This is a genomic window from Pseudomonas sp. A214, assembly GCF_900156295.1.
GTDB classification, from domain to species: domain Bacteria; phylum Pseudomonadota; class Gammaproteobacteria; order Pseudomonadales; family Pseudomonadaceae; genus Aquipseudomonas; species Aquipseudomonas rhizophila.
Genome location: NZ_LT707062.1, coordinates 5,774,848 through 5,795,300 on the forward strand (window position 1 = coordinate 5,774,848; position 20,453 = coordinate 5,795,300).

General features: G+C 61.1%; 21 protein-coding genes, 1 pseudogene and 1 riboswitch. Of the genes and pseudogenes, 12 read left to right on the top strand and 10 right to left on the bottom strand.

What is annotated here, in order from left to right:
* Window positions 1–42: 42 nt before the first annotated feature.
* A complete protein-coding gene (locus BW979_RS25860) occupies window positions 43–1,725 on the bottom strand; it encodes a fatty acid--CoA ligase (protein WP_076386273.1) in 1,683 nt (560 codons plus the stop codon).
* Window positions 1,726–1,994: 269 nt separating this feature from the next.
* On the opposite strand from BW979_RS25860, the gene BW979_RS25865 reads away from it, so the two are divergent.
* The gene (locus tag BW979_RS25865; RefSeq protein ID WP_076386275.1) at window positions 1,995–2,909 is read left to right on the top strand and encodes a glycosyltransferase family 2 protein; all 915 of its coding nucleotides are present in this window, start codon (window positions 1,995–1,997) and stop codon (window positions 2,907–2,909) included.
* Window positions 2,906–3,523, top strand: coding sequence for a CatB-related O-acetyltransferase (locus BW979_RS25870; protein WP_076386277.1), 618 nt, complete (start codon window positions 2,906–2,908; stop codon window positions 3,521–3,523). The genes BW979_RS25865 and BW979_RS25870 overlap by 4 nt, the downstream gene beginning before the upstream one ends.
* A gap of 46 nt (window positions 3,524–3,569) precedes the next feature.
* Here BW979_RS25870 and BW979_RS25875 read toward each other — a convergent pair whose 3' ends face one another.
* Window positions 3,570–4,199, bottom strand: coding sequence for a LysE family translocator (locus BW979_RS25875; protein WP_076386279.1), 630 nt, complete (start codon window positions 4,197–4,199; stop codon window positions 3,570–3,572).
* A 140-nt stretch (window positions 4,200–4,339) separates the two neighbouring features.
* Between BW979_RS25875 and BW979_RS25880 the strand changes: the two genes are divergently transcribed.
* The 3 genes from BW979_RS25880 (at window position 4,340) to BW979_RS25890 (ending at window position 7,184) form a co-directional block, all read left to right on the top strand.
* Complete coding sequence (locus tag BW979_RS25880) at window positions 4,340–5,305, top strand: 2-hydroxyacid dehydrogenase (protein WP_076386281.1); 966 nt, start codon at window positions 4,340–4,342, stop codon at window positions 5,303–5,305.
* A 33-nt stretch (window positions 5,306–5,338) separates the two neighbouring features.
* On the top strand, window positions 5,339–6,337 hold the full coding sequence (locus BW979_RS25885) for a class I SAM-dependent methyltransferase (protein ID WP_076386283.1): 999 nt from the start codon (window positions 5,339–5,341) through the stop codon (window positions 6,335–6,337).
* A 50-nt stretch (window positions 6,338–6,387) separates the two neighbouring features.
* Window positions 6,388–6,510, top strand: a riboswitch (yybP-ykoY riboswitch).
* Between the two features lie 89 nt (window positions 6,511–6,599).
* Window positions 6,600–7,184, top strand: coding sequence for a TMEM165/GDT1 family protein (locus BW979_RS25890; RefSeq protein WP_076386285.1), 585 nt, complete (start codon window positions 6,600–6,602; stop codon window positions 7,182–7,184).
* A 195-nt stretch (window positions 7,185–7,379) separates the two neighbouring features.
* Here the strand turns inward: BW979_RS25890 and BW979_RS25895 are convergent, their stop codons facing one another.
* A complete protein-coding gene (locus tag BW979_RS25895; protein ID WP_047229426.1) occupies window positions 7,380–8,195 on the bottom strand; it encodes a M48 family metallopeptidase in 816 nt (271 codons plus the stop codon).
* 1,303 nt (window positions 8,196–9,498) lie between these two features.
* On the opposite strand from BW979_RS25895, the pseudogene BW979_RS28235 reads away from it, so the two are divergent.
* Window positions 9,499–9,693, top strand: a pseudogene (locus BW979_RS28235) (HAMP domain-containing protein); the annotation flags it as partial.
* 114 nt (window positions 9,694–9,807) lie between these two features.
* Window positions 9,808–10,551: a methyl-accepting chemotaxis protein gene (locus BW979_RS28240; RefSeq protein WP_442962061.1), complete on the top strand. Its 744-nt coding sequence runs from the start codon at window positions 9,808–9,810 to the stop codon at window positions 10,549–10,551.
* A gap of 113 nt (window positions 10,552–10,664) precedes the next feature.
* Here BW979_RS28240 and BW979_RS25905 read toward each other — a convergent pair whose 3' ends face one another.
* The 3 genes from BW979_RS25905 to BW979_RS25915 are packed head-to-tail and all read right to left on the bottom strand — an operon-like array spanning window position 10,665 to window position 11,779.
* Window positions 10,665–11,288: an SOS response-associated peptidase gene (locus BW979_RS25905; RefSeq protein WP_047229424.1), complete on the bottom strand. Its 624-nt coding sequence runs from the start codon at window positions 11,286–11,288 to the stop codon at window positions 10,665–10,667.
* A gap of 35 nt (window positions 11,289–11,323) precedes the next feature.
* Window positions 11,324–11,584 carry a putative signal transducing protein gene (locus BW979_RS25910; protein ID WP_014340166.1) on the bottom strand — a complete coding sequence of 87 codons (261 nt, stop codon included), beginning with the start codon at window positions 11,582–11,584 and terminating at the stop codon, window positions 11,324–11,326.
* A gap of 12 nt (window positions 11,585–11,596) precedes the next feature.
* Complete coding sequence (locus BW979_RS25915) at window positions 11,597–11,779, bottom strand: CPXCG motif-containing cysteine-rich protein (protein WP_047229423.1); 183 nt, start codon at window positions 11,777–11,779, stop codon at window positions 11,597–11,599.
* A gap of 139 nt (window positions 11,780–11,918) precedes the next feature.
* Between BW979_RS25915 and BW979_RS25920 the strand changes: the two genes are divergently transcribed.
* Window positions 11,919–13,085 (top strand): 1-acyl-sn-glycerol-3-phosphate acyltransferase, encoded by a 1,167-nt coding sequence (locus BW979_RS25920; protein ID WP_047229422.1) that lies wholly within the window; start codon window positions 11,919–11,921, stop codon window positions 13,083–13,085.
* Window positions 13,086–13,184: 99 nt separating this feature from the next.
* Here BW979_RS25920 and BW979_RS25925 read toward each other — a convergent pair whose 3' ends face one another.
* Entirely contained in the window at window positions 13,185–13,466 is a 282-nt protein-coding gene (locus BW979_RS25925) for a hypothetical protein (protein ID WP_047229421.1), read from the bottom strand.
* 332 nt (window positions 13,467–13,798) lie between these two features.
* Between BW979_RS25925 and BW979_RS25930 the strand changes: the two genes are divergently transcribed.
* Window positions 13,799–14,005 carry a hypothetical protein gene (locus tag BW979_RS25930; RefSeq protein WP_047229420.1) on the top strand — a complete coding sequence of 69 codons (207 nt, stop codon included), beginning with the start codon at window positions 13,799–13,801 and terminating at the stop codon, window positions 14,003–14,005.
* Window positions 14,006–14,134: 129 nt separating this feature from the next.
* On the opposite strand, the gene BW979_RS25935 is transcribed toward BW979_RS25930, so the two are convergent.
* Window positions 14,135–14,719 carry a YajG family lipoprotein gene (locus BW979_RS25935; RefSeq protein ID WP_047229419.1) on the bottom strand — a complete coding sequence of 195 codons (585 nt, stop codon included), beginning with the start codon at window positions 14,717–14,719 and terminating at the stop codon, window positions 14,135–14,137.
* Window positions 14,720–14,924: 205 nt separating this feature from the next.
* Between BW979_RS25935 and BW979_RS25940 the strand changes: the two genes are divergently transcribed.
* Window positions 14,925–15,158 carry a hypothetical protein gene (locus BW979_RS25940; RefSeq protein ID WP_047229418.1) on the top strand — a complete coding sequence of 78 codons (234 nt, stop codon included), beginning with the start codon at window positions 14,925–14,927 and terminating at the stop codon, window positions 15,156–15,158.
* A gap of 737 nt (window positions 15,159–15,895) precedes the next feature.
* On the top strand, window positions 15,896–17,404 hold the full coding sequence (gene mqo, locus BW979_RS25945) for a malate dehydrogenase (quinone) (RefSeq protein WP_047229417.1): 1,509 nt from the start codon (window positions 15,896–15,898) through the stop codon (window positions 17,402–17,404).
* Window positions 17,405–17,521: 117 nt separating this feature from the next.
* On the opposite strand, the gene BW979_RS25950 is transcribed toward mqo, so the two are convergent.
* The gene (locus tag BW979_RS25950) at window positions 17,522–17,809 is read right to left on the bottom strand and encodes a PA4642 family protein (protein ID WP_047229416.1); all 288 of its coding nucleotides are present in this window, start codon (window positions 17,807–17,809) and stop codon (window positions 17,522–17,524) included.
* Between the two features lie 63 nt (window positions 17,810–17,872).
* Window positions 17,873–18,358, bottom strand: a complete 486-nt coding sequence (locus tag BW979_RS25955) for a hypothetical protein (RefSeq protein WP_047229415.1) — start codon at window positions 18,356–18,358, stop codon at window positions 17,873–17,875.
* A gap of 319 nt (window positions 18,359–18,677) precedes the next feature.
* Here BW979_RS25955 and dauA point away from each other — a divergent pair, with 319 nt between their 5' ends.
* The gene (gene dauA, locus BW979_RS25960; protein WP_047229414.1) at window positions 18,678–20,417 is read left to right on the top strand and encodes a C4-dicarboxylic acid transporter DauA; all 1,740 of its coding nucleotides are present in this window, start codon (window positions 18,678–18,680) and stop codon (window positions 20,415–20,417) included.
* Window positions 20,418–20,453: the final 36 nt, after the last annotated feature.

A 20,453-nucleotide genomic window follows, 5' to 3' on the forward strand; every position in this document is an offset into this window, starting at 1 on the left:
CTTGGTGGGGCTGCCGTGCCCTTTCTGGCACGGCAAAAACGTTTAAAGCGTCGACAGGAAGGTGCTGTTATTGCTCTGCCATTCGGTGACGTCGATGCGGATACGCTTCTTGTCGAGCTTGCCGACGCTGGTCTTGGGAATTTCCGTAACAAGGGCGATCTGGCTCGGGATCGCCCACTTGCTCAGGTGCCCCAATTCGACGAACGGCTTGAGATGTTCCTTGAGCTCGCGAGCCCCGATCTGATGCCCTTCGCGGATGACCAGCAAGGCAAATGGGCGCTCGCCCCACTGCGGATCGGGAATCCCCACCACTGCTACTTCGCGTACCGCCACGTGACGGCTGATGAGGTCTTCCAGGTCCAGGGACGAGATCCATTCACCGCCAGTCTTGATCACGTCCTTGATGCGGTCGCGAATATCGATCACGCCCATGCTGTCCAGCGTGGCGACATCGCCGGTGTGCAGCCAGCCGCCGGCCCAGAGCTCGGCGCCCTTCTGCGGCTCGTTGAAATAACCCTCGGTGAGCCACGGTGCGCGCAGCACCAGCTCGCCCTGGGTCTCGCCGTCAGCGGGCAGGAAATGCCCCTCGGCGTCGACAATCGCCGCTTCCACCAATGGCCCTGGTACGCCGGCCTTGATCCGGTAGGTGATGCGTTCGTCTTCGCTGCCGGCCATCAATTCGTCGTTGAGGTGGGCGCAGGACACCAGCGGGCCGGTTTCCGACATGCCATAGGCGGCGGTGAGCTGGATGCCCCTGGCCTTGGCCGCTTCATAAAGGCTGCGGTTCAGGGCGCTGCCGCCGATGACGATTTTCCAGCCAGCGAAATCGGTGTCCTGGGCGCCCTTGGCATTGAGGACCATTTGCAGAATGGTTGGCACGCAGTGGGAAAAGGTGACTTTCTCCTTGCGCCACAACTGGACCAGGAATTCGGGGTCATAACGGCCGGGGTAGACCTGCTTGAGCCCGAGCATGGTCGCCACGTACGGCAGGCCCCAGGCATGGACATGGAACATCGGCGTAATCGGCATGTACACGTCGTTGGTGCCCAGCAACCGCACACTGTCGATGGCGCCCATGATGGTCGACACGCCCATGGTGTGCAGCACCAGTTGCCGATGGGTGAAATACACGCCCTTGGGGTTGCCGGTGGTGCCGGTAGTATAGAACGTGGTGGCGACCGAGTTTTCGTCGAAGTCCTGGAAATCGTAGGCGGGGCTGGCGGCGGCGAGCAGTTGTTCGTATTCGCCCACCAGGTTCGGCAGGTCGGCGGTTTTTTCAGGCAGGTCGGTCAGCAGGAGGGTTTTTTCTACGGTCGTCAGGTGTCCGGCAATCGCCTGGTACAAACCGACGAACTCGCTGTTGACCAGCACGAAGCGGTCTTCAGCGTGATTCATGGTGTAGAGGATCTGTTCCGGTGACAGGCGCACGTTGATGGTGTGGATCACCGCGCCGATCATCGGGATCGCAAACATGCATTCCAGGTAGCGATGGCTGTCCCAGTCCATCACCGCCACGGTATCACCGGCCTTGACCCCGGCCTCGGTCAGCACATTGGCCAGCCGCGCGACGCGTTCGATCAGGGTCGGATAGCTGTAGCGCAACTGGTCGCGGTAAATGATCTCGCGGGTTTTCTCGTAACGCGCACCGGACATCAGCAGCCGCTTGATCAGCAGCGGGTATTGATAAGCGCCTTCGGCTGGAGGAATAACGCGAGTCTGCAACATAAGAGTCCCTTTTCTGACTGCACGGTCTTGGCTGGAAGTAAGCACTGTAGAGCGCCGGTACGCGGATCAAATCAGCCAAAGGAATGATTTGATCCGCCCGCAAATACTGGCCTTGAGCCACTTAAGTGCACGTTTTGCACGCATTATGTTGGTTAAACCTTGTCAGAGCTGGATCCAGCAGCGAGCATAGGTGTCAACGTTGTTACAAAAGCCTGTAGGGAAGTACTCTCGCAGGCTCACCCGATACCACCCGCCTTTTGCAGAGAACAATGAGCACCGACCTGACTTCTTCCCCGGCCATCGCGCCACAGAGTGAGCCGCTCGTGTCGATCGTGGCCCCTTGCTACAACGCCGAGAAATACCTGGAAGAAGCGATCCACAGCATCTTTGCCCAGGATTATCCGAACGTTGAGGTCATCGTGGTCGATGACGGCTCCACCGACAATAGCCTCGCCATGCTCCGGCAGTTGCAACAGACCTACAACTTCCAGCTGTACTCCCAGGAAAATCAGGGTGTCAGCGCGGCGCTCAATCACGGGCTGAAATACGCCAAGGGCGTTTACATCTCGACCCCGGACCTTGACGACATCATGTTGCCCCACTCGGTCGGGCTCCGTGCCCGATACCTGGACGAGCATCCGCAGGTCGGTTGTGTCGGCGCGCTGATCATCTACATGGACAGCGAAGGCCACACCATCAAGGCGCAACAACGCGACCACATCCAGGTGCATACCTTCGACGACCTTCTACGCAGCGCTGCGGTCATCGGCGCGCCAACAGCGCTGTATCGCATGAGCGCACTTCGCGACGCCGGCTTTTATGATCCGCTGCTGCGGGTCCAGGATTTCCAGATCACTTTGCGGATCGCCCACAAGGGTTATGAAATTCATGAATTGCCGGTTTGTGTGACGCGCTATCGACGCCACCCCAATAACCTGTCGAGAAAGTACCGGTTGATGCTCAAGGCCGACCTGCAGGCTATCGAGCCCTATCGGGCCCACCCCGCCTACGGTGCGGCTCGTACGGTGCTGGTCCACAAAGCGCTGAAGTACGCGGTGGTCGAAGACCGCAAAGAAGCCTGGCGGCTGCTGCGCAGCATCCCGTGGCGCCACCTGAACGCAACCAGCCTGAAACGCTTCAAGCGACTGGTCTTGCGACGCCCGACAGCGAGGGCGCGACCTTGAATTTTTTGAAAAAGCTCAAAGAGCGCAAAGTACGCAAGCATCTCAAGCGCCTGGAGAAACTCGAGAGAGCGCCGGAAAAAATCCGTTTGCGCTATCCGAAATACCAGATTGGGGTGGGCACGTATGGCATTCCCGAAGTCATGGAGTTCGGCGACGACACGATCCTCAAAGTCGGGTCTTATACGTCGATCGCTCAAGGCGTGAAAATCCTGCTGGGTGGCGGGCATCGCACCGACTGGGTCAGCACCTTTCCGTTCCCGCTGATGATCGAACAGGCCCAGGGTATCGCCGGCTGCAACCCGACCAAGGGCGATGTGGTGATTGGCAGCGACTGCTGGATCTGCGCCGAAGCGATGATTCTGTCCGGTGTGACCATTGGTCATGGCGCCGTGGTCGCAGCCGGCGCCGTGGTGACGCGCGATGTCGAGCCATACGCCATCGTCGGCGGCAACCCATGCCGGTTCATTCGCTGGCGCTTTGAAGAGCCGGTGCGTCAGGCCTTGCTTGAGTCATCCTGGTGGGACTGGCCGATGGAAGAGGTCAAAGCGGTGTCGCCACTGCTGTGCAGTGACAACATCGACGCCTTTCTGGAGTACGTTCGTCAACGCCACTGACCGTCCCCTCCCTGGTGTGGGGACGATCAGAAGTAGGATCAAACGATCAACGCATCTCGGTAAACGCCAATTTGACGCCAATGGCAACGAGTACCGCGCCCATGGTCCGGTCGAACCAGTGACCCATGCGGGCAAACCCGGCGCGCACTCGCTGCTGGCTGAACAGCATGGCCACCAGACAGAACCACACTGCCGTCGCCGCCGCCAGGTAAACGCCGTAACCGGCCTGGATTGCCAGGGGGGTATGAGGGTTGATGACCACGGTGAACAGCGACAGGAAAAACAGCGTCGCCTTGGGGTTCAGGCCGTTGGTGACGAAGCCCGAGGTGAACGCGCCACGGGCGGTACGTTGGCCGGCCTCTTTGTGCAGGTTGTCCGCCGTCGGCTTGACCGGTTGCGCCCGCAACGCCTTGAAGCCGATGTACAGCAGGTAGGCGGCGGCGGCCCATTTCAGCGCGTTGAACAGCACGATCGATTGCGACACGATCAGGCCAATGCCCAGCAGCGAATACCCCACATGCAGGAAAATCGCCGTGCCCACGCCCAGCGCAGTCCAGGTTCCGGCGCGGCGACCATGGGTCACGCTCTCGCGCACCACCACGGCAAAATCCGGCCCGGGGCTGGCCACGGCCAACAGGTGGATCAGGGCGACGGTGAGGAATTCGGTGAGGTACATGGGGACTCCTTGGCTAGCTCAATCTCAAGACAAACATCAACTGTGAGTGAGGGGCTGTGTGGGAGCAAAGCTTGCTCCCACAGACATCTGATAGGCTCGCCACATTACGCCTTCGATTCCTGCGATAAAAGGTACAGCTGATGACGAACAACGGCCGCGCAGTTTTCCTCGACCACCCTTCCCTGGACCTCGGCGATCTGGACCTGGGACCACTGCGCAACTGCTTCAGTGAACTGCAACTGTTCGCCCGCACGAGCCGGGATGAAGTGAGCGAGCGGCTCAAGGGCGCCACGGTGGCGATCACCAACAAGGTCGTGATCGATGCGACCGCCATGGCCGCCAACCCCGAGCTGAAGCTGATCCTGATCAGCGCCACCGGCACCAATAACGTCGACCTGGACGCCGCGCGCCAACACGGCATCACAGTGTGCAACTGTCAGGGCTACGGCACGCCGTCGGTGGCCCAGCACACGATCATGCTGCTCTTGAATCTGGCGACGCGCCTGGGTGATTACCAAAAAGCAGTCGGCGCAGGTCGGTGGCAGCAGGCTTCGCAGTTTTGCCTGCTGGACTATCCCATTGTCGAACTGGAAGGCAAAACCCTCGGGCTGTTGGGTCATGGTGAACTGGGCAGCGCCGTCGGACGACTGGCCGAGGCCTTTGGCATGCGCGTGCTGTTGGGGCAGATCCCCGGACGCCCTGCCCGCCCCGACCGCTTGCCTCTGGATCAACTGTTGCCGCAGATCGATGCCCTGACCTTGCACTGTCCTCTCAACGAACACACGCGCAACTTCATCGGTGCCCGGCAACTGGCGCAGCTCAAACCCGGCGCCTTTGTGCTCAACACCGCCCGCGGCGGCCTGATCGACGAACAGGCCCTGGCCGATGCCTTGCGCAGCGGCCATTTGGGCGGCGCGGCCACCGATGTACTGAGCGTGGAGCCACCGACCCAGGGCAATCCGCTGTTGGCCGCCGACATTCCGCGGTTGATCGTCACGCCCCACAACGCCTGGGGCAGCCGCGAGGCGCGGCAACGGATCGTTGGCCAACTGACGGAAAACGCCCAAGGTTTTTTCAGCGGTACAGCGCGGCGAGTCGTCAGTTGATAAACTGCCGCACTTTTTTTCAAGGAGCAGACCATGGATCCGCGCAGTGAAGTACTGCTTCGTCAGGCCGAGTTGTTTCAGGGTTCGGTCCTGCTGGCCGGCCTGCCCGCCGACGATCTGCTCGGCCGCTTGCCCCAAGCCCACGGCTGGTGCTGGCACGCCGGTGATCAGGCCGCGCTGGATGCCCGTTTCCCCGAGCGCAGCCACTTTGGCGTGAACGTGCCGGCCCGTGAGTTCGATACCGCCGTGGTGTTCCTGCCCAAGGCCAAGGACCTGACCGACTACATCCTCAATGCCGTGGCCTCGCGCCTGGCCGGTCGCGAGGTGTATCTGGTGGGGGAAAAGCGCAGCGGCATCGAAGGCGCGTCCAAGCAGCTCAATGCCTTCGGCAAGCCGCGCAAGCTCGACAGCGCGCGCCATTGTCAGCTGTGGCAGGTCACCGTGGCCGACGCCCCCGCGGCCAAGCCTTTGGAAAGCCTGGCCCAGACCTACGAGCTGCCCCTGGCCGAAGGCGCACTGAAGGTCATCAGCCTGCCGGGGGTGTTCAGCCACGGTCGCCTGGATCGCGGCAGTGCGCTGTTGCTGGAACACCTGGATAAACTGCCCAGCGGCCACCTGCTGGACTTCGGTTGTGGCGCCGGGGTGCTGGGGGCAGTGGTCAAGCGTCGCTATCCGCACAACACCGTCACGCTGCTGGACGTGGACGCGTTCGCTGCCGCCAGCAGCCGCCTGACCCTGGCCGCCAATGGTCTGGAGGCCGAGGTGCTGACCGGCGACGGTATCGACGCCGCGCCCATGGGATTAAGCGCGATTCTGAGCAACCCGCCGTTCCATGTCGGCGTGCACACCGACTATCACGCCACGGAAAATCTGCTGCGAAAAGCAGCGAAACATCTGAAAAATGGCGGCGAACTGCGCTTGGTGGCAAACAGTTTCCTCAAGTATCAGCCGCTGATCGAAGAGCATCTGGGCGTGTGCGCGATCAAGGCCGAAGGCCAGGGTTTTCGCATCTACCGGGCCAAGCGCGGCTGAAGCAAATTTAAGAAACAGCACTTGCCCAATCGGATTTGCCTAGGCAGAATCCGCTCCGTCCTAGGGGAGTAGTCTCCCGCGAGCGCCATGCTCGCCCGGCATACGTCAACATACTTGGTCAGCAGACCATGGCGTATGCGGCCCAAGCGTCCACGCAGATGGTCGCTGGGTTTGACAAGACCTATGACACGCACACCTTACCCGGGGCGGGAAGGCTGTACGTGTCATAGCCGTGTCGACCCGCCCCTCTAGGAATCACCTGATGCTGGACTCTTTCCTCGTACCTACCGCTATCGTTGCGCTGGCCGAAATCGGCGACAAGACGCAACTGCTCGCGCTTATTCTCGCGGCTCGCTTTCGCAAACCCTGGCCCATCATTGCCGGCATCGTTGCCGCGACCTTGGCCAACCATGCGGCAGCCGGCGCGGTGGGAGCCTGGGTCGGTAGTATTTTCTCGGACGCGGTCCTGCACTGGATCCTGGCGGTGAGCTTTGCCGCCACGGCGCTGTGGACGTTGGTGCCGGACAAACTGGACGATGAGGAAGCCAGTACGGCCCGCAAGTTCGGGCCTTTCCTGACCACGCTGATCGCGTTCTTCCTGGCGGAAATCGGCGACAAGACCCAGATCGCCACCGTGATGCTCGCCGCGCAGTACCCGGAACTGTGGCTGGTGATCATCGGCACCACCGTGGGCATGCTGATTGCCAACGTGCCGGTGGTCCTGGCGGGCAATTTCGCCGCCGAGAAGCTGCCCCTGACACTGATCCGCCGCCTGGCCGCCTCGGCGTTCTTGGTCCTGGCGATCGTGGCGGTGTACAAGGCGATGCAGAGCAGTGGGTGGGTTTGATCGGGTAGGTGAGTAATACCGCGTTATCGTTCATCGCGAGCAGGCTCGCTCCCACACTGGCGGCGGGTGTTCACAAGAATATCGAACACGGCCAATCTCTTGTGGGAGCGAGCCTGCTCGCGATAAACGATGACGCGGTCTGATTGAAGTCTGCGTCGCCTCTGTCGCGAGCAAGCTTTGCTCCCACAACGATGATTACTTTCTAGCCTGCTGATACAGCGGCATCACCTTCGGAATCGCCGCCTGCAGCGACGCGATCCGGCTGCTGGAGGACGGGTGGGTGCTCATGAATTCCGGCGGCGCGCCTTCTGAAGCCTTGGCCATCTTGTTCCACAACGTGATCGCGGCATTCGGGTCGTAGCCGGCGCGAGCGGCCAGTTCCAGGCCGATCAGGTCGGCTTCGTTCTCATTGCCGCGACTGTTGGGCAGGGTCATGCCGTAGTTGGCCACGGTATCGGCCAGTGCCAGGCTGTCCTGGCCCAGACCGAACAATGCACCGGCGCCCTGCTTGGCCATTTCGATGCCGTAGGCCTTGGACATCGCTTCGCGGCCGTGCTCGCGCAAGGCGTGGGCGATTTCGTGGCCGATGATCGCGGCGATTTCATCGTCAGTGAGCTTGAGCTTGTTGATCAAGCCGGTATAGAAAATGATTTTGCCGCCGGGGCCGCAACTGGCGTTGAGCTCATCGCTCTTGATCAGGTTCACTTCCCAGTTCCATTGCGCCGAATCCGGGCGGAACACAGGTGCCTGAGCGATCAGCCGACTGGAGATGGCCTGGACGCGCTTGGCATCGCTACTCGTCTTGTCCAGTACACCCTTGGCGCTCGCTTCGCCCATGGTCTTTTGGTAGGACTGGGCATACATCTGATTGACTTGGTCGGTGGACAGCATGCTGAACATGTATTGCTTGCGCTCCACGCCCACGGCTCCGCCGCTGGTAGTGTTGACCGACTGGCAACCGGCAAGCAGCAAGCCCACACTCAGTGCACTCACCATCAATATCTTGTTCATGTAAGAAGCTCCCTGGAAACGTGGGCGTATCCTAGGCGCTGATTTGTATCGGCGCCAGATACATAGCGTGGGATTACAGTTTTTTCAGACAGACCCTACTCCAGTCCATTTACGACACCCACAAAGCCAAAACAGTCATCCGACGAACAGCGCCTCATGCTGGGCCAAAGAATCGCCGATACAGGCTTCAGACGTCATTCCCGCGTCCGGAGCCTTTATGAAATTCAAATCGATCCAGTTTTCCGTGGCCGCTCTGGCCGGCGCCATCATCCTCAGTGTGGTCGGTGCCCTGGTGCTGTACGCGCTGTTTGCCGGCGCCCGCACCCAGGACATGGTGCAACAGCGGACCAAGGCGCAGTTCGAGCATCTGATCGAACAACGCCTCGACGCGCTCGCCCGCACCCAGGCCAGCCTGATCCAGCGAGAACTGGAGGCACCGCTGTTGCTTGCCCGGGGCCTGGCGACCACCAATGCCTTGATGGGCATGAACGGCCCGGACGGCAACGCACAACTGAAGGTGCCCCGCGAGCAGATGATCAGCCTGCTGCGCGAAACCGTGGTGCGCAACCCGAAGATTCTCGGCGCCTACATCGCCTGGGAACCGAACGCCATTGACCACGACGACGCCAATTACGTGAACAGCCCGGTGCTGGGCATGGAAACCGACGGGCGCTTCCTGCCGTGGTGGTTTCGCAACCAGGACGGCACCCTGGGCCTGGAAAAGCTCGCCGATGTGACGGACCAGAAACTGCTGTCCACCGGTATTCGCGCCAGTGAGTACTACCTGTGCTCCCGGGACAGCAAGAAAGCCTGCGTGATCGACCCGGCGCCTTATCGCGTTGGCAACACCATGACCATGCTCGCCTCGTTCATCGAGCCGATCATGGTCGATGGCAAGTTCCAGGGCATCGTCGGCGCCGACCTGTCGGTGAACTTCATCCAGGACATGCTCGTCGCTGCCGACCGCGAGCTGTATGAGGGCGCCGGGGAAATGGCGTTGCTCTCCAGCAACAACCGCTTGGTGGCCTTCACGAAGGACCCGTCCAAACTGGGAGAAAAGGCCAGCGACCTGCTGGACGCCAATGAACTGGACAACCTGTCCAAGCTCAGCGTCGGCCAGGTACGTTACGACGTCGATGAAGCCCATGGGCACATCGAGGTGTACATGCCGTTCGGCATCGGTGAAACCCAAGCCCGTTGGACGCTGATGCTGCAACTGCCACTGGATGCGGTGATGGCCGAACTGCAAGCGTTGCAAAAAGACCTGGATGCGCAACGCCAGACCGACATCTTCGGCATGGCCATGGTGGGCCTGGTGATTGCCGGCATCGGCCTGTTGGTGATCTGGCTGGTGGCCCACGGCATCGCCCGTCCCCTCAAGCAAATGGTGGCGATGCTCGATGACATCGCCCAGGGCGAAGGCGACCTGACCCGTCGGCTGGTGAGCGACCGCGCGGATGAACTGGGTGCGATCGCCAAGGGCTTCAATACCTTCCTGAGCAAGTTGCAAGGGATGATCACCCAGGTCGTCACCTCGGTGCAGAGCGTCAGCGATTCCTCGGAGCACACTGCCGACATCGCCATCCGCACCAACCAGGGCGTGCACAAGCAAATGGTGGAGATCGATCAGGTCGCCACCGCCGTGCACGAGATGACCGCCACCGCCCAGGACGTGGCCCGCAACGCGACCCAGGCCGCCCAAGCCGCTGGTCACGCAGACCAGGCTGCCAGCCAGGGCATGCAGATCGTGCGGGACACTTCCACCTCCATCGGCGCCCTGGCCGTGGAAATCGGCAAGGCCGTGGGCGTGGTGCAGGCTCTGGCCAAGGACAGTGAGAACATCAACGCGATTCTCATCGCCATCCGCGGGATCGCCGAACAGACCAACCTGCTGGCCCTCAACGCGGCCATCGAAGCAGCTCGCGCCGGTGAACAGGGGCGTGGATTTGCGGTGGTGGCCGATGAGGTGCGCAACCTCGCGCAGAAAACGCAGCAGGCCACTGAAGAAATCCAGACGATGATCCAACAGTTGCAACAAGGCACCCGGGATGTGGTGCGGGTGATGGAAGACAGCCAGCACCGCACCGATGAAAGCGTGCAACACGCAGCGAAAGCGGCCCAGGCCCTGGAGACCATCACCCAGGCGGTGTCGGTGATCAACGACATGAACACCCAGATCGCCAGCGCCGCCGAGGAACAAAGCGCGGTGGCCGATGACATCAACCGTAACGTGATCAACATCGGGCAAGTGGCAAATGAAGTGGCGGGCGGCGCGGACGAATCCAGCGCGGCCAGTGCGGATCTGACCAAACTGGCGGAGCAGCAGCGGCGGTTGATCAATCAGTTCAAGGTTTGATCCTAGGGCCCCATCGCGAGCAGGCTCGCTCCCACAAAGGGTTGGTGGCGAACACTCTCTCTAATGTGGGAGCGAGCCTGCTCGCGATGGGGCCAGCACAGGCGCCTCAACACTCAAGCCGGAGTCAGGCACTCCGGCCCGTTGAGCTTCGGATCATTGACCATGTTGGCCAGTACCCGCTCGCGCAGTGCCGCCGGTTCACTGGCCAGCAAGCCTTGCAATACATGCAAGGGCGTCTCGGGATCGAGCCACAGGCGCTGGCCTTCTTCATCCAGGATCAACGGCCGACGCTGCCCTGCCGCCGGCTGAGTGATGACTGCGGTGCTCAGCCACACCTGTTCCTGCACGGGATAGGCTTCCCAGATCGCGGCGAAAAACAACGAAGAGCCCTCCCCCGGCGTCAACCAGTAAGGGCGTTTGCGCGTGCCACCGCGCCATTCATAGAAGCCGTTGGCCGGCAGCAGGCAGCGGCGCAGGCGCAGGGCCTCACGAAACATCGGCTGCTCGGCCACGGTTTCGGCACGGGCGTGGGCCGGGGTACGGGACAGGTCGGTCAGCCAGGGCGGCGTGAGGCCCCAGCGGGCCCGGGCCAGTTCGCGCTGCCCCTCAGCGCCGGCGCGCAGCATCAGCACCGAATCGTTGGGCGAAATATTCCACTGGGCCTTCTGGTCGGCGGGGAAGCCGGGCAAGGCCGCAAAGGCGGGGTTCCAGCGAAACAGGGCATAACGTCCACACATGGGGCAACACGACTCTTGATCAAACGGTCGCCAGCCTAACAGACCAATGTGCCGGGGTAACTGTCCGGCTCATCGCCGGGCAATGGCAACGCGGCATTGTAGGCGGCGATCAGCTCCCGGGCGTATTGCGCCTGGTCGTCCTCCACCGCCAGTCCCAGCAGGCCATACATCGGCAACTCGCCGGCGCCGCCCACCAGGTCACGGCCCACCAGGTGGGCGGTGATGCCTTCGCTGGCGAGCATGCCCTGGAGCAGTTCGCCTTCCATCAAATTTTCCAGCTCGTAGATTCGCTGCATGGACGTCCCCCATCATTCGTTTTCACTGAAGACTTCCAGATGCCATTCTTCATCGTGGACCTGCAGGACAAATGTTATCGGTCGGCAACAGACCTGACAGTCCTCGATATAGGTCTGATCACCGCCGGACAGGTCCACCAGCGTTTCCACTTCCTCACCACAATACGGACATTCATACGGAGCGGTTTCCAGCATCGCGGTCTCCCAGGTGACTTGTGCGTATAATCGCCGGTCTATTTGCAGGGCTATTTTTGTCTGGCTTATCTTCCAGGCCGTGCCCTGTCGGTTTTTCGATCGAACCTTTACTTACCCTAGCCGTTTCCTACAAGAGAGCATGATGGGCGAATTCGATGCCATCCGACCTTACGACGACAGCGAAGTCCCAGCGGTGCTGGCACGGCTGCTCGGCGACAAGGCGTTTCTAGATATCCTCACCCACTTCCGCTTCCCACGCCTGGCCGGGGCTTTCGGCTGGATGCTCAAGCCTCTTATAGCGCAAAGGTTGCGTCGTGAGTTCGCCGGCGTGACATCGGTCGCCACTTTGCAGGACAAAGTGGAGTTCTATGTCGACCACACGATCGAGCGTGCCACCGATGGCGTGACCTACACCGGGGTGGAGCAATTCAAATCCGGTAGCGCGTACCTGTTCATCGCCAACCACCGCGACATCGTGATGGACCCGGCCTTCGTCAACTACGCCGTGTACCACGCCGGCTTGCCGACGCCACGCATCGCCATCGGCGACAACCTGCTGCAGAAGCCCTTTGTCAGCGATCTGATGCGTCTGAACAAAAGCTTCATCGTGCACCGCTCCATCACCGGACGGCGGGAAAAAATGGCCGCGTACCAGTTGCTCTCGGCCTATATCAATCACTCGATCCGCAACGACTGCGCCTCGATCTGGATTGCCCAGGCCGAGGGTCGGGCCAAGGACGGTGACGACCGCACCGAATCGGCGATCCTCAAGATGTTCCACATGAGCCGCAAGGACGAACCCTTCGGCGAGGTCATCCAGTCGCTGAACCTCACGCCGGTGTCCATCAGCTACGAATACGACCCGTGCGACCAGGCCAAGGCCCGCGAGCTGTACATCCGCGCCACCACCGGCACCTACACCAAGGCACCGGGCGAAGACGACGTGAGCATCGCCAAGGGCATTACCGGCTACAAGGGGCGGGTCCACGTGAACTTCGCCGCGCCGATCACCGAGCTGTTCGAGGACACCAAGCAACTGGCCCAGGAAATGGACCGGCAGATTCTCGGCGGCTACCGCCTGTTCCCGGTGCATTACCTGGCTTACGCCCAATGGGCCGACGCCGACCCGCAGTTGCAGGTTCCGACAGCGGCCGAGGTGTTTGGCGCCGATGAACTGGCCAAGGCCCAGGAAGAATGGCAGCGCCGGCTGGACGCTTGCCCGCCGGAGCACCGCCCATTCCTGGTGCTGCAATACGCGACACCGGTGCGTAATCAGTATCGGGTCAAGGCGGGATTGGCGCTTTAAGCGACGCCTGTCAAAAAGATCGCAGCCTTCGCCAGCGCCTACATGAATCGATTGTTCATCTTGTAGGCGCTGGCGAAGGCTGCGATCTTTTTTTATCCATCAGAACTGTGTGCTGACCCACGACACCAGCAGTGCCAGGCCCAGGCAGGCAAAGCCGAAACGGTAGAAAAACCGGTTCATGCGCTGGGTCGCCAGGTCCAGCAAGGCTTCGAATCGCTCGTCGCCGTCGCTCTTGCGCGCCTCAAGGCAGGCCCGCGCCCGTTGTTCGCGGCGGCGCGTGGCATGCAGCACCCAACCGCCCGGGCAGGCAAACAACAATGCGAGCAGGTTGATCAGTTTGGCGGGGTGAGCAGCGAACAACGAAAACAAATGCAGCGACATCACAAACCTCAAGCAATAAACGGACAGGACGCGCCCGGGACCTACGATCGGCGTGAATTCTACCGAAAGCGCCCTCGCCTACTGCACTTTTTCCGACCAATAACGATCAGTTGGGGCGATGGCGCGCAGACTTTGTGGCGAGGGGATTTATCCCCGCTCGAGTGCGCAGCGCTCGCAAACGCTTAAGCAAGGCAGACGTCCCAGGGGCCGCTTCGCGACCCAGCGGGGATAAATCCCCTCGCCACAGGTTCAATCCGGCTAATTCCAGGCGTCACGGTTTCGTCATCTGAATAGGCCACCCTGTCGCCCTTCAAACCTGCCCGGAACCCACCATGCTCCACGCCGAAAACCAGGATCGTCTCTATCTCATCAGCCCGAGCGACGAACAACAGAACCTCGTCGGCAGCCTGTCCTTCAACGTACAGGATCGGCATTGGCTGGTGTATTGCGCCCTTGGCGGCCATCAACACGCCGACCTTCCGGAGACCGATCTGCTGACCGGTATCAGTGTGCTGGAGCTGTATTCCCAGGCTGCATGAAGGTTTCTTGCTTGCAAAAAAACTGTGGGAGCGAGCCTGCTCGCGATAGCGGAGTGTCAGTCACCTCAATGTTGACTGATCCGCCATCGCGAGCAGGCTCGCTCCCACAGGGGTTACGGAACGTCCTACTTACTCAGCCAGCACCTGACCAATGGTCGGGTCCTTGAACAGGCGTGTCAGGGCGTCGCTCAAAACGTCGCTGACCAGCTTGGTGTTGGTGTCCTGGTTAGGCGCCATGCCGAAGCGCTGGTCCAGCGAGGCACCGTAACGACCGCTGTAACGACGATTGGCGTTCTGCACCTCGGAGCGGAAGGTCGCGCCGATGGTGGCTTCGGTCACATACATGCCTTCCTTGGGCGACTGGTACTTCAACTCGGCCAGGGTGACGGTCAGTTGCGGTGCATTCATCGCGTTGGCGGTAGGGGTGAAGCCCAGCAAACGTACCGCCGCTTCGGCCTGGGCCTGCAGCTTAGGCAAAATCTGCGCGCCCTGCACCGTGATCACACTGGTTTCCGGGTACAGCCCGCCGCGGGTGCCGAGGGTCGGCGACGGACGACCGTCCACCACCCGTACCACCACCGGCTGGCCGCGGCCCACGGGCGCCAGCTGGGCGTTGAGCTTGGGCTCCGGGTTAAGTTGTTGCGGGCTGTGGGCGCAGCCGACGAGGGCCAGACTGGTCACAGCGATCAAACCGAACAACAGGCGTTGCAACATGCTCTTCTCTCCAGAATCGGGCACAAACAGGCCAGCAGTATAGCGGTGCGCCATGGCGGTGAACTAGCGCTGCACGATGAATACTCAAATGTCTGACACTCCATGGGAAAACCGGTTCGTGTCATGCCATTGTCATGATCCTTACACCGGCATGTCATGGCCTCCTGTCAGCCTTGGCACAAGCTCCCCGACACGGTGTCCGACCATGCGTTTTCTCATTTCCCTGTTCACCCCGCGCCCACAGCACCGCTGCTTCGCCCTGCTGGACCGCAACGGCCGTTGCCAGGCATTCAAGCAATGCAACCTGCAGCCCATGGGTGAAGGTTGGGTGGAAATCGAAGAGATTCGCTTGAACTGGCTGCACCAGCCATTGCCCGCCAGCGCCCGCGTGCAAACCCTTGGCGCTCGCCCACGCAACCGTCAACTGTTGGCCGTCTGACCGGATGGCTAATAAAAGTCATTAAACACGACCATTTCCCTGCGTTTCTTCGATACAATCTGCCCCCGATTATAAGGACGTCTCCTGATCGGGCCTCGCAACACCGCTAATGCGCTTGTATTGGCACCCCGCACCGCCCACAGAGAGCCGCCCACACAGATCGAGTGAAGCTGGCGCGCTTGCTGTTTTTCAAGCAAATCACCACTTTTCGCGAATCTGCAGAGCTGTCATTACGCTCGGTCACTGAGCTGTCTGCCCGTTTTGCCTGTCATGTATTACATGGGGGCAAACCAAACCGGGCGCGGTGCCAGGCTGGGACAGCCCTTTTTTGAGGTTCACGTCTTCAAAAGAGCGTGAAAAAACGGGTTTTCACAACTTCACGAGAGTGTGGCGAGCAAATGAATAGTTTTGCGTCTGAACAAGCACCATTAGCGTCTGAAACAGCCCAACGACACAGGACCGCCTATCGTTCAAGAACCGGCGCCTGAAGCCTGTCCGCTACGGATTTGGTTGCACGAACGGATGTCTCGGCCATAAGTCGAATTGCCTGCCCGGCGCTTAAATGAGTTCATGGGACTCTGAGGCCAGGCTGCATGCATCCGCAGTAGTTGCGAAAAATTGCGAAGATTCGGACATGGTGATCCTGGCCATGGATACCTGGGGCGCAACTGACCTGCCCCGCCACTCCTGGCCGCCATGCCGACAATTTGGTGCTGCAGATTTTGGAGACGCGTTAAATGGCGCATAACGAAGCAGTCGATGTAGTTCTGGTAGGGGCCGGCATCATGAGTGCCACCCTGGCCGTGCTGCTCAAGGAACTCGACCCCGCGATCTCGCTGGAAGTCGTCGAGTTGATGGATTCCGGTGCCGCGGAGAGTTCCAACCCGTGGAACAACGCTGGCACCGGCCACGCCGGGCTGTGTGAGCTGAACTACACGCCCCAGGCGGCCGATGGCAGTGTCGACATCAAGAAAGCCGTGCACATCAACACCCAGTTCGAGGTGTCGAAGCAGTTCTGGACGTACCTGACCAAAAAAGGCACGTTCGGCTCATCCAAATCCTTCATTGCCCCCGTCCCGCACCTGAGCTTCGTGCAGGGTGAAAAAGGCGTGTCGTTCCTGAAAAAGCGCTTTGAACTGATGCGCCAGCATCACGCCTTCGCTGACATGGAATACACCGAGGACAAGGCCGTGATGGCCGAGTGGATGCCGCTGATGATGCCGGGCCGGCCAGCTGACGAAGTCATCGCCGCCACCCGCGTCATGAACGGCACCGACGTCAACTTCGGCGCCCTGACCAACCAGTTGCTCAAGCACCTGACCAGCGCCCCGGACACCCAGGTCAAGTATTGCAAGCGCGTCACCGGCCTCAAGCGCAACGGCGCGGGCTGGACCGTCAGCATCAAGGACGTCAATTCCGGCAGCAGCCGTGACGTCGATGCCAAGTTTGTCTTCCTGGGCGCCGGTGGGGCGGCATTGCCGCTGCTGCAAGCGTCGGGCATCGAAGAAAGCAAAGGCTTCGGTGGCTTCCCGGTCAGCGGCCAGTGGCTGCGTTGCGACAACCCGGAAGTGGTCAAGCATCACCAGGCCAAGGTCTACAGCCAGGCCGCCGTGGGCTCGCCACCGATGTCCGTGCCGCACCTGGACACCCGCGTGGTCGATGGCAAGAAATCCCTGCTGTTCGGGCCATACGCCGGTTTCACCACCAAGTTCCTCAAGCATGGTTCGCTCATGGATCTGCCGCTGTCGGTACGTGCCGGCAACATCGGCCCGATGCTGGCCGTGGCCCGGGACAACATGGACCTGACCAAGTACCTGATCAGCGAAGTGATGCAGTCCATGGAGCAGCGCCTGGAATCCCTGCGTCGCTTCTATCCCGAGGCGAAAGCCGAGGACTGGCGCCTGGAAGTGGCCGGCCAACGGGTTCAGATCATCAAGAAAGACCCGAAGAAAGGCGGTGTCCTGCAGTTCGGCACCGAACTGGTGGCGGCCAAGGACGGCACCCTCGCCGCCTTGCTCGGCGCCTCGCCCGGTGCTTCGGTGACCGTCTCGATCATGCTGGACCTGATCGAGCGCTGCTTCCCGGACAAAGCCAAGGGAGAATGGGCGAGCAAACTCGCTGAGATCTTCCCGGCGCGGGAAAAAGTGCTGGAAACCGACGCGGCGCTGTATCGCAAGGTCAATGCGCAGAACAACGTCGCCCTGGAACTGGTTGAAGAAAGCAGCGAGACACCCAGCTTCGCTTGATTCTGCCGGATAAAAAAACGCCCCGTTCTTTCTGAGAACGGGGCGTTTTTTTATGGGAGAAGCTGTCGTGGCGAGAGGGCTTGCTCCCGCTGGCCTGCGAGGCAGGCCGCTTAGTAATCAGCCACGAGCCTTGTTGATCAACTCGATGTACTCCTCGGCATTACGCTGGTCCTGGATCAGCGCCACGAAATCGTTGCCATGCTCATCCTTGCCATTGAGGTCGTAGCCGGCCTCGACGAAAAACGTCAGAAAGCGCTCGAAGTCGTCGACCCGCAGGCCACGGTAGGCCTTGATCAGTTTGTGCAGCGACGGCGAAGTGGCATCGACCGGATCGAAATTGAGGAACAGCTTGATCTGCTCATCGCCAATCTCGTCACCAATCACTTGTTTCTTGTCTTTACGCATTGCCGGGCTCCAGCTCGCACAGTTCACGGGGGCGGGCAGTTTACCCCCGGCAGGCCTCGGGGCTCAACGCGGGCGTACAGCACCGGTGTGCAGGTCGGCCCAGATATGGCCGTTGGCGTAGCTGAGGAACTGCACGTACACCGTGTCGCTGCGCAGCAGATCGATCACCACTTGATACTGGGCCTGTGGATAAGACAGGGTCAGAGTCTTGCTCGCCTCGTCGAAGGCAGGTTTTTTCAGGCTTTTGCTTTCGCCATCGAAGTTCAAGATCACCTGGTTGAGGGTGGCGCCTTTGTTCAGGGGTTTACCTTTGAGGCGCACCAGCAACGGCGATGTAACCGGTATCGGTTGCTGGTTGGACTGACGCTGATTGCCCAGCACCACCGAATACTCGGTGACCTGGAGCAATTGCTGGTGTTCGGGTTGCTCCTGACGTACCGCCAGATCGTCGGGGGGCAGAAATTGACTGTGCATCGGTGCGCCAACGGCCGCCCACGACAGGCTGGACATCAGCAGCAGAGCGGCGCAGCGGCGGGTCAGTACACTCATGACAGGCTCCAGGATCTTGGCCCGGCACTCTAGCATGAGCCCAGGCGGTAAAAATAACGATCCAGGTCAATACATCCGCGCCACGAGCACGGCATACTCAAGGAGCCATCAGCCCTAGCATCACATGATGCCCCTTGTGGCGAGGGGATTTATCCCCGCTGGGCTGCGAAGCAGACCTAAACCGGATACTCGGTGAATCAGACAGATCACCCAACCCGACGGGGGCTGCTATGCAGCCCAACGGGGATAAATCCCCTCGCCACTGGTTAGGTGTTTGCCGGGTATTTGGTATTTGCCCCGCTCATTTCGTGGAGTGCCCATGTCCTTCTCCGCCCCACCGATATTCGCCGCTTGGCGCCAAACCTGGCGCGCCGGTTACACCCTTGAACGCCTACGCGGCGATCTGGTGGCCGGGCTGACCGTCGGCATCATTGCCATCCCCTTGGCCATGGCCCTGGCAATCGCCGTGGGCGTGCCGCCGCAGCATGGCTTGTACACGGTGCTGGTAGCCGCCCCCCTGATCGCCCTCACCGGCGGCTCGCGCTTCAACGTGAGCGGGCCGACAGCGGCGTTCGTGGTGATCCTGCTGCCCATTACCCAGCAATACGGACTGGGCGGCCTGCTGCTGTGCACGATGCTGGCGGGCATGATCCTGATAGCGCTGGGCCTGATGCGGGCAGGGCGGCTGATCCAGTACATTCCTTATCCGGTCGTTCTCGGTTTTACCGCTGGGATCGGCGTGGTCATTGCCACCCTGCAACTCAAAGACCTGTTGGGCCTGACCACTGTCGGCAACGCCGAGCATTACATCGAGCAATTGGGCGCCTTGATCACGGCGCTGCCCAGCGCCCGGCTCGGCGACGGCCTTATCGGCCTCATCTGCCTGGCGGTATTGATTGTCTGGCCGCGCTGGGTGCCGCGTGTTCCGGGACATCTGGTCGCCCTGTTGGTGGGTGCGCTGTTGGGGCTGGCGCTGGAAAGCGGCGGCTGGCAAATCGCGACATTGGGCGAACGTTTCAGCTACGTGGTCGACGGCATCAGTTACCCCGGCATCCCGCCATTTTTGCCGAGTTTCGACTGGCCTTGGAATCTCCCGGACAATCAGGGCCGCTCCTTGGAACTGTCCTACGATCTGATCCGCCAATTGCTCGGGCCTGCCTTTGCCATCGCCATGCTCGGTGCCATTGAGTCGCTGTTGTGCGCGGTGGTGGCCGACGGCATGACCGGCAGTAAACACGACCCCAACGCCGAACTGATCGGCCAGGGCCTGGGCAATCTGGTGGCGCCACTGTTCGGCGGCATCACTGCCACGGCGGCGATTGCCCGCAGCGCCACCAATGTGCGCAGCGGCGCGTTTTCGCCATTGGCCGCGATCATTCACAGCCTCGTGGTATTGGGGGCGATTGTGCTGCTGGCGCCGTTGTTCAGCTATCTGCCCATGGCAGCGCTGGCGGCATTGCTGGTGATGGTGGCCTGGAACATGAGCGAAGCCGGACACGTGCTGCACACCTTGCGTATCGCCCCACGCAGTGACGTGCTGGTGCTACTGACCTGCCTGAGCCTGACCGTACTGTTCGACATGGTCCTGGCCGTCGCCGTCGGCCTGCTGCTGGCCGCCGGGCTGTTCATCAAACGCATGAGCGAGCTGACGGACACCGCCGAACTGCCGCGCCATTTCCATCAGGCCCTGCTGGAGATGCCCGAGCACGTCCGCTGCTACGCCATTCGCGGACCGCTGTTTTTCGGCGCGGCAGAAAAGGCCCTGGATGTGCTGCGCAAATTCGATCCGGGGATTCGGGTGATGGTGGTGGAAATGAGCGCCGTGCCGATGTTGGACATGACTGCGCTGGCGGCTTTTGAAAGCATCCTCAAGGACTACCGCAAGCAGGGCATCGGCCTGATTCTGGTGGCAACCGCGCCACGGGTACGCCTGAAGTTGCGCCGCGCCGGCATCCATCGCGAGCAGCGCCAACTGGCGTATGTGCAGACCCTGGAGCAGGCACGGGCCAAAAGCGAAAAATGGCTCGCCGGTAGCGCTGCACACTCGAGCCCGGCCTGATTGATCTGTTGCCACGCAGCTGTTTGTGGCGAGGAA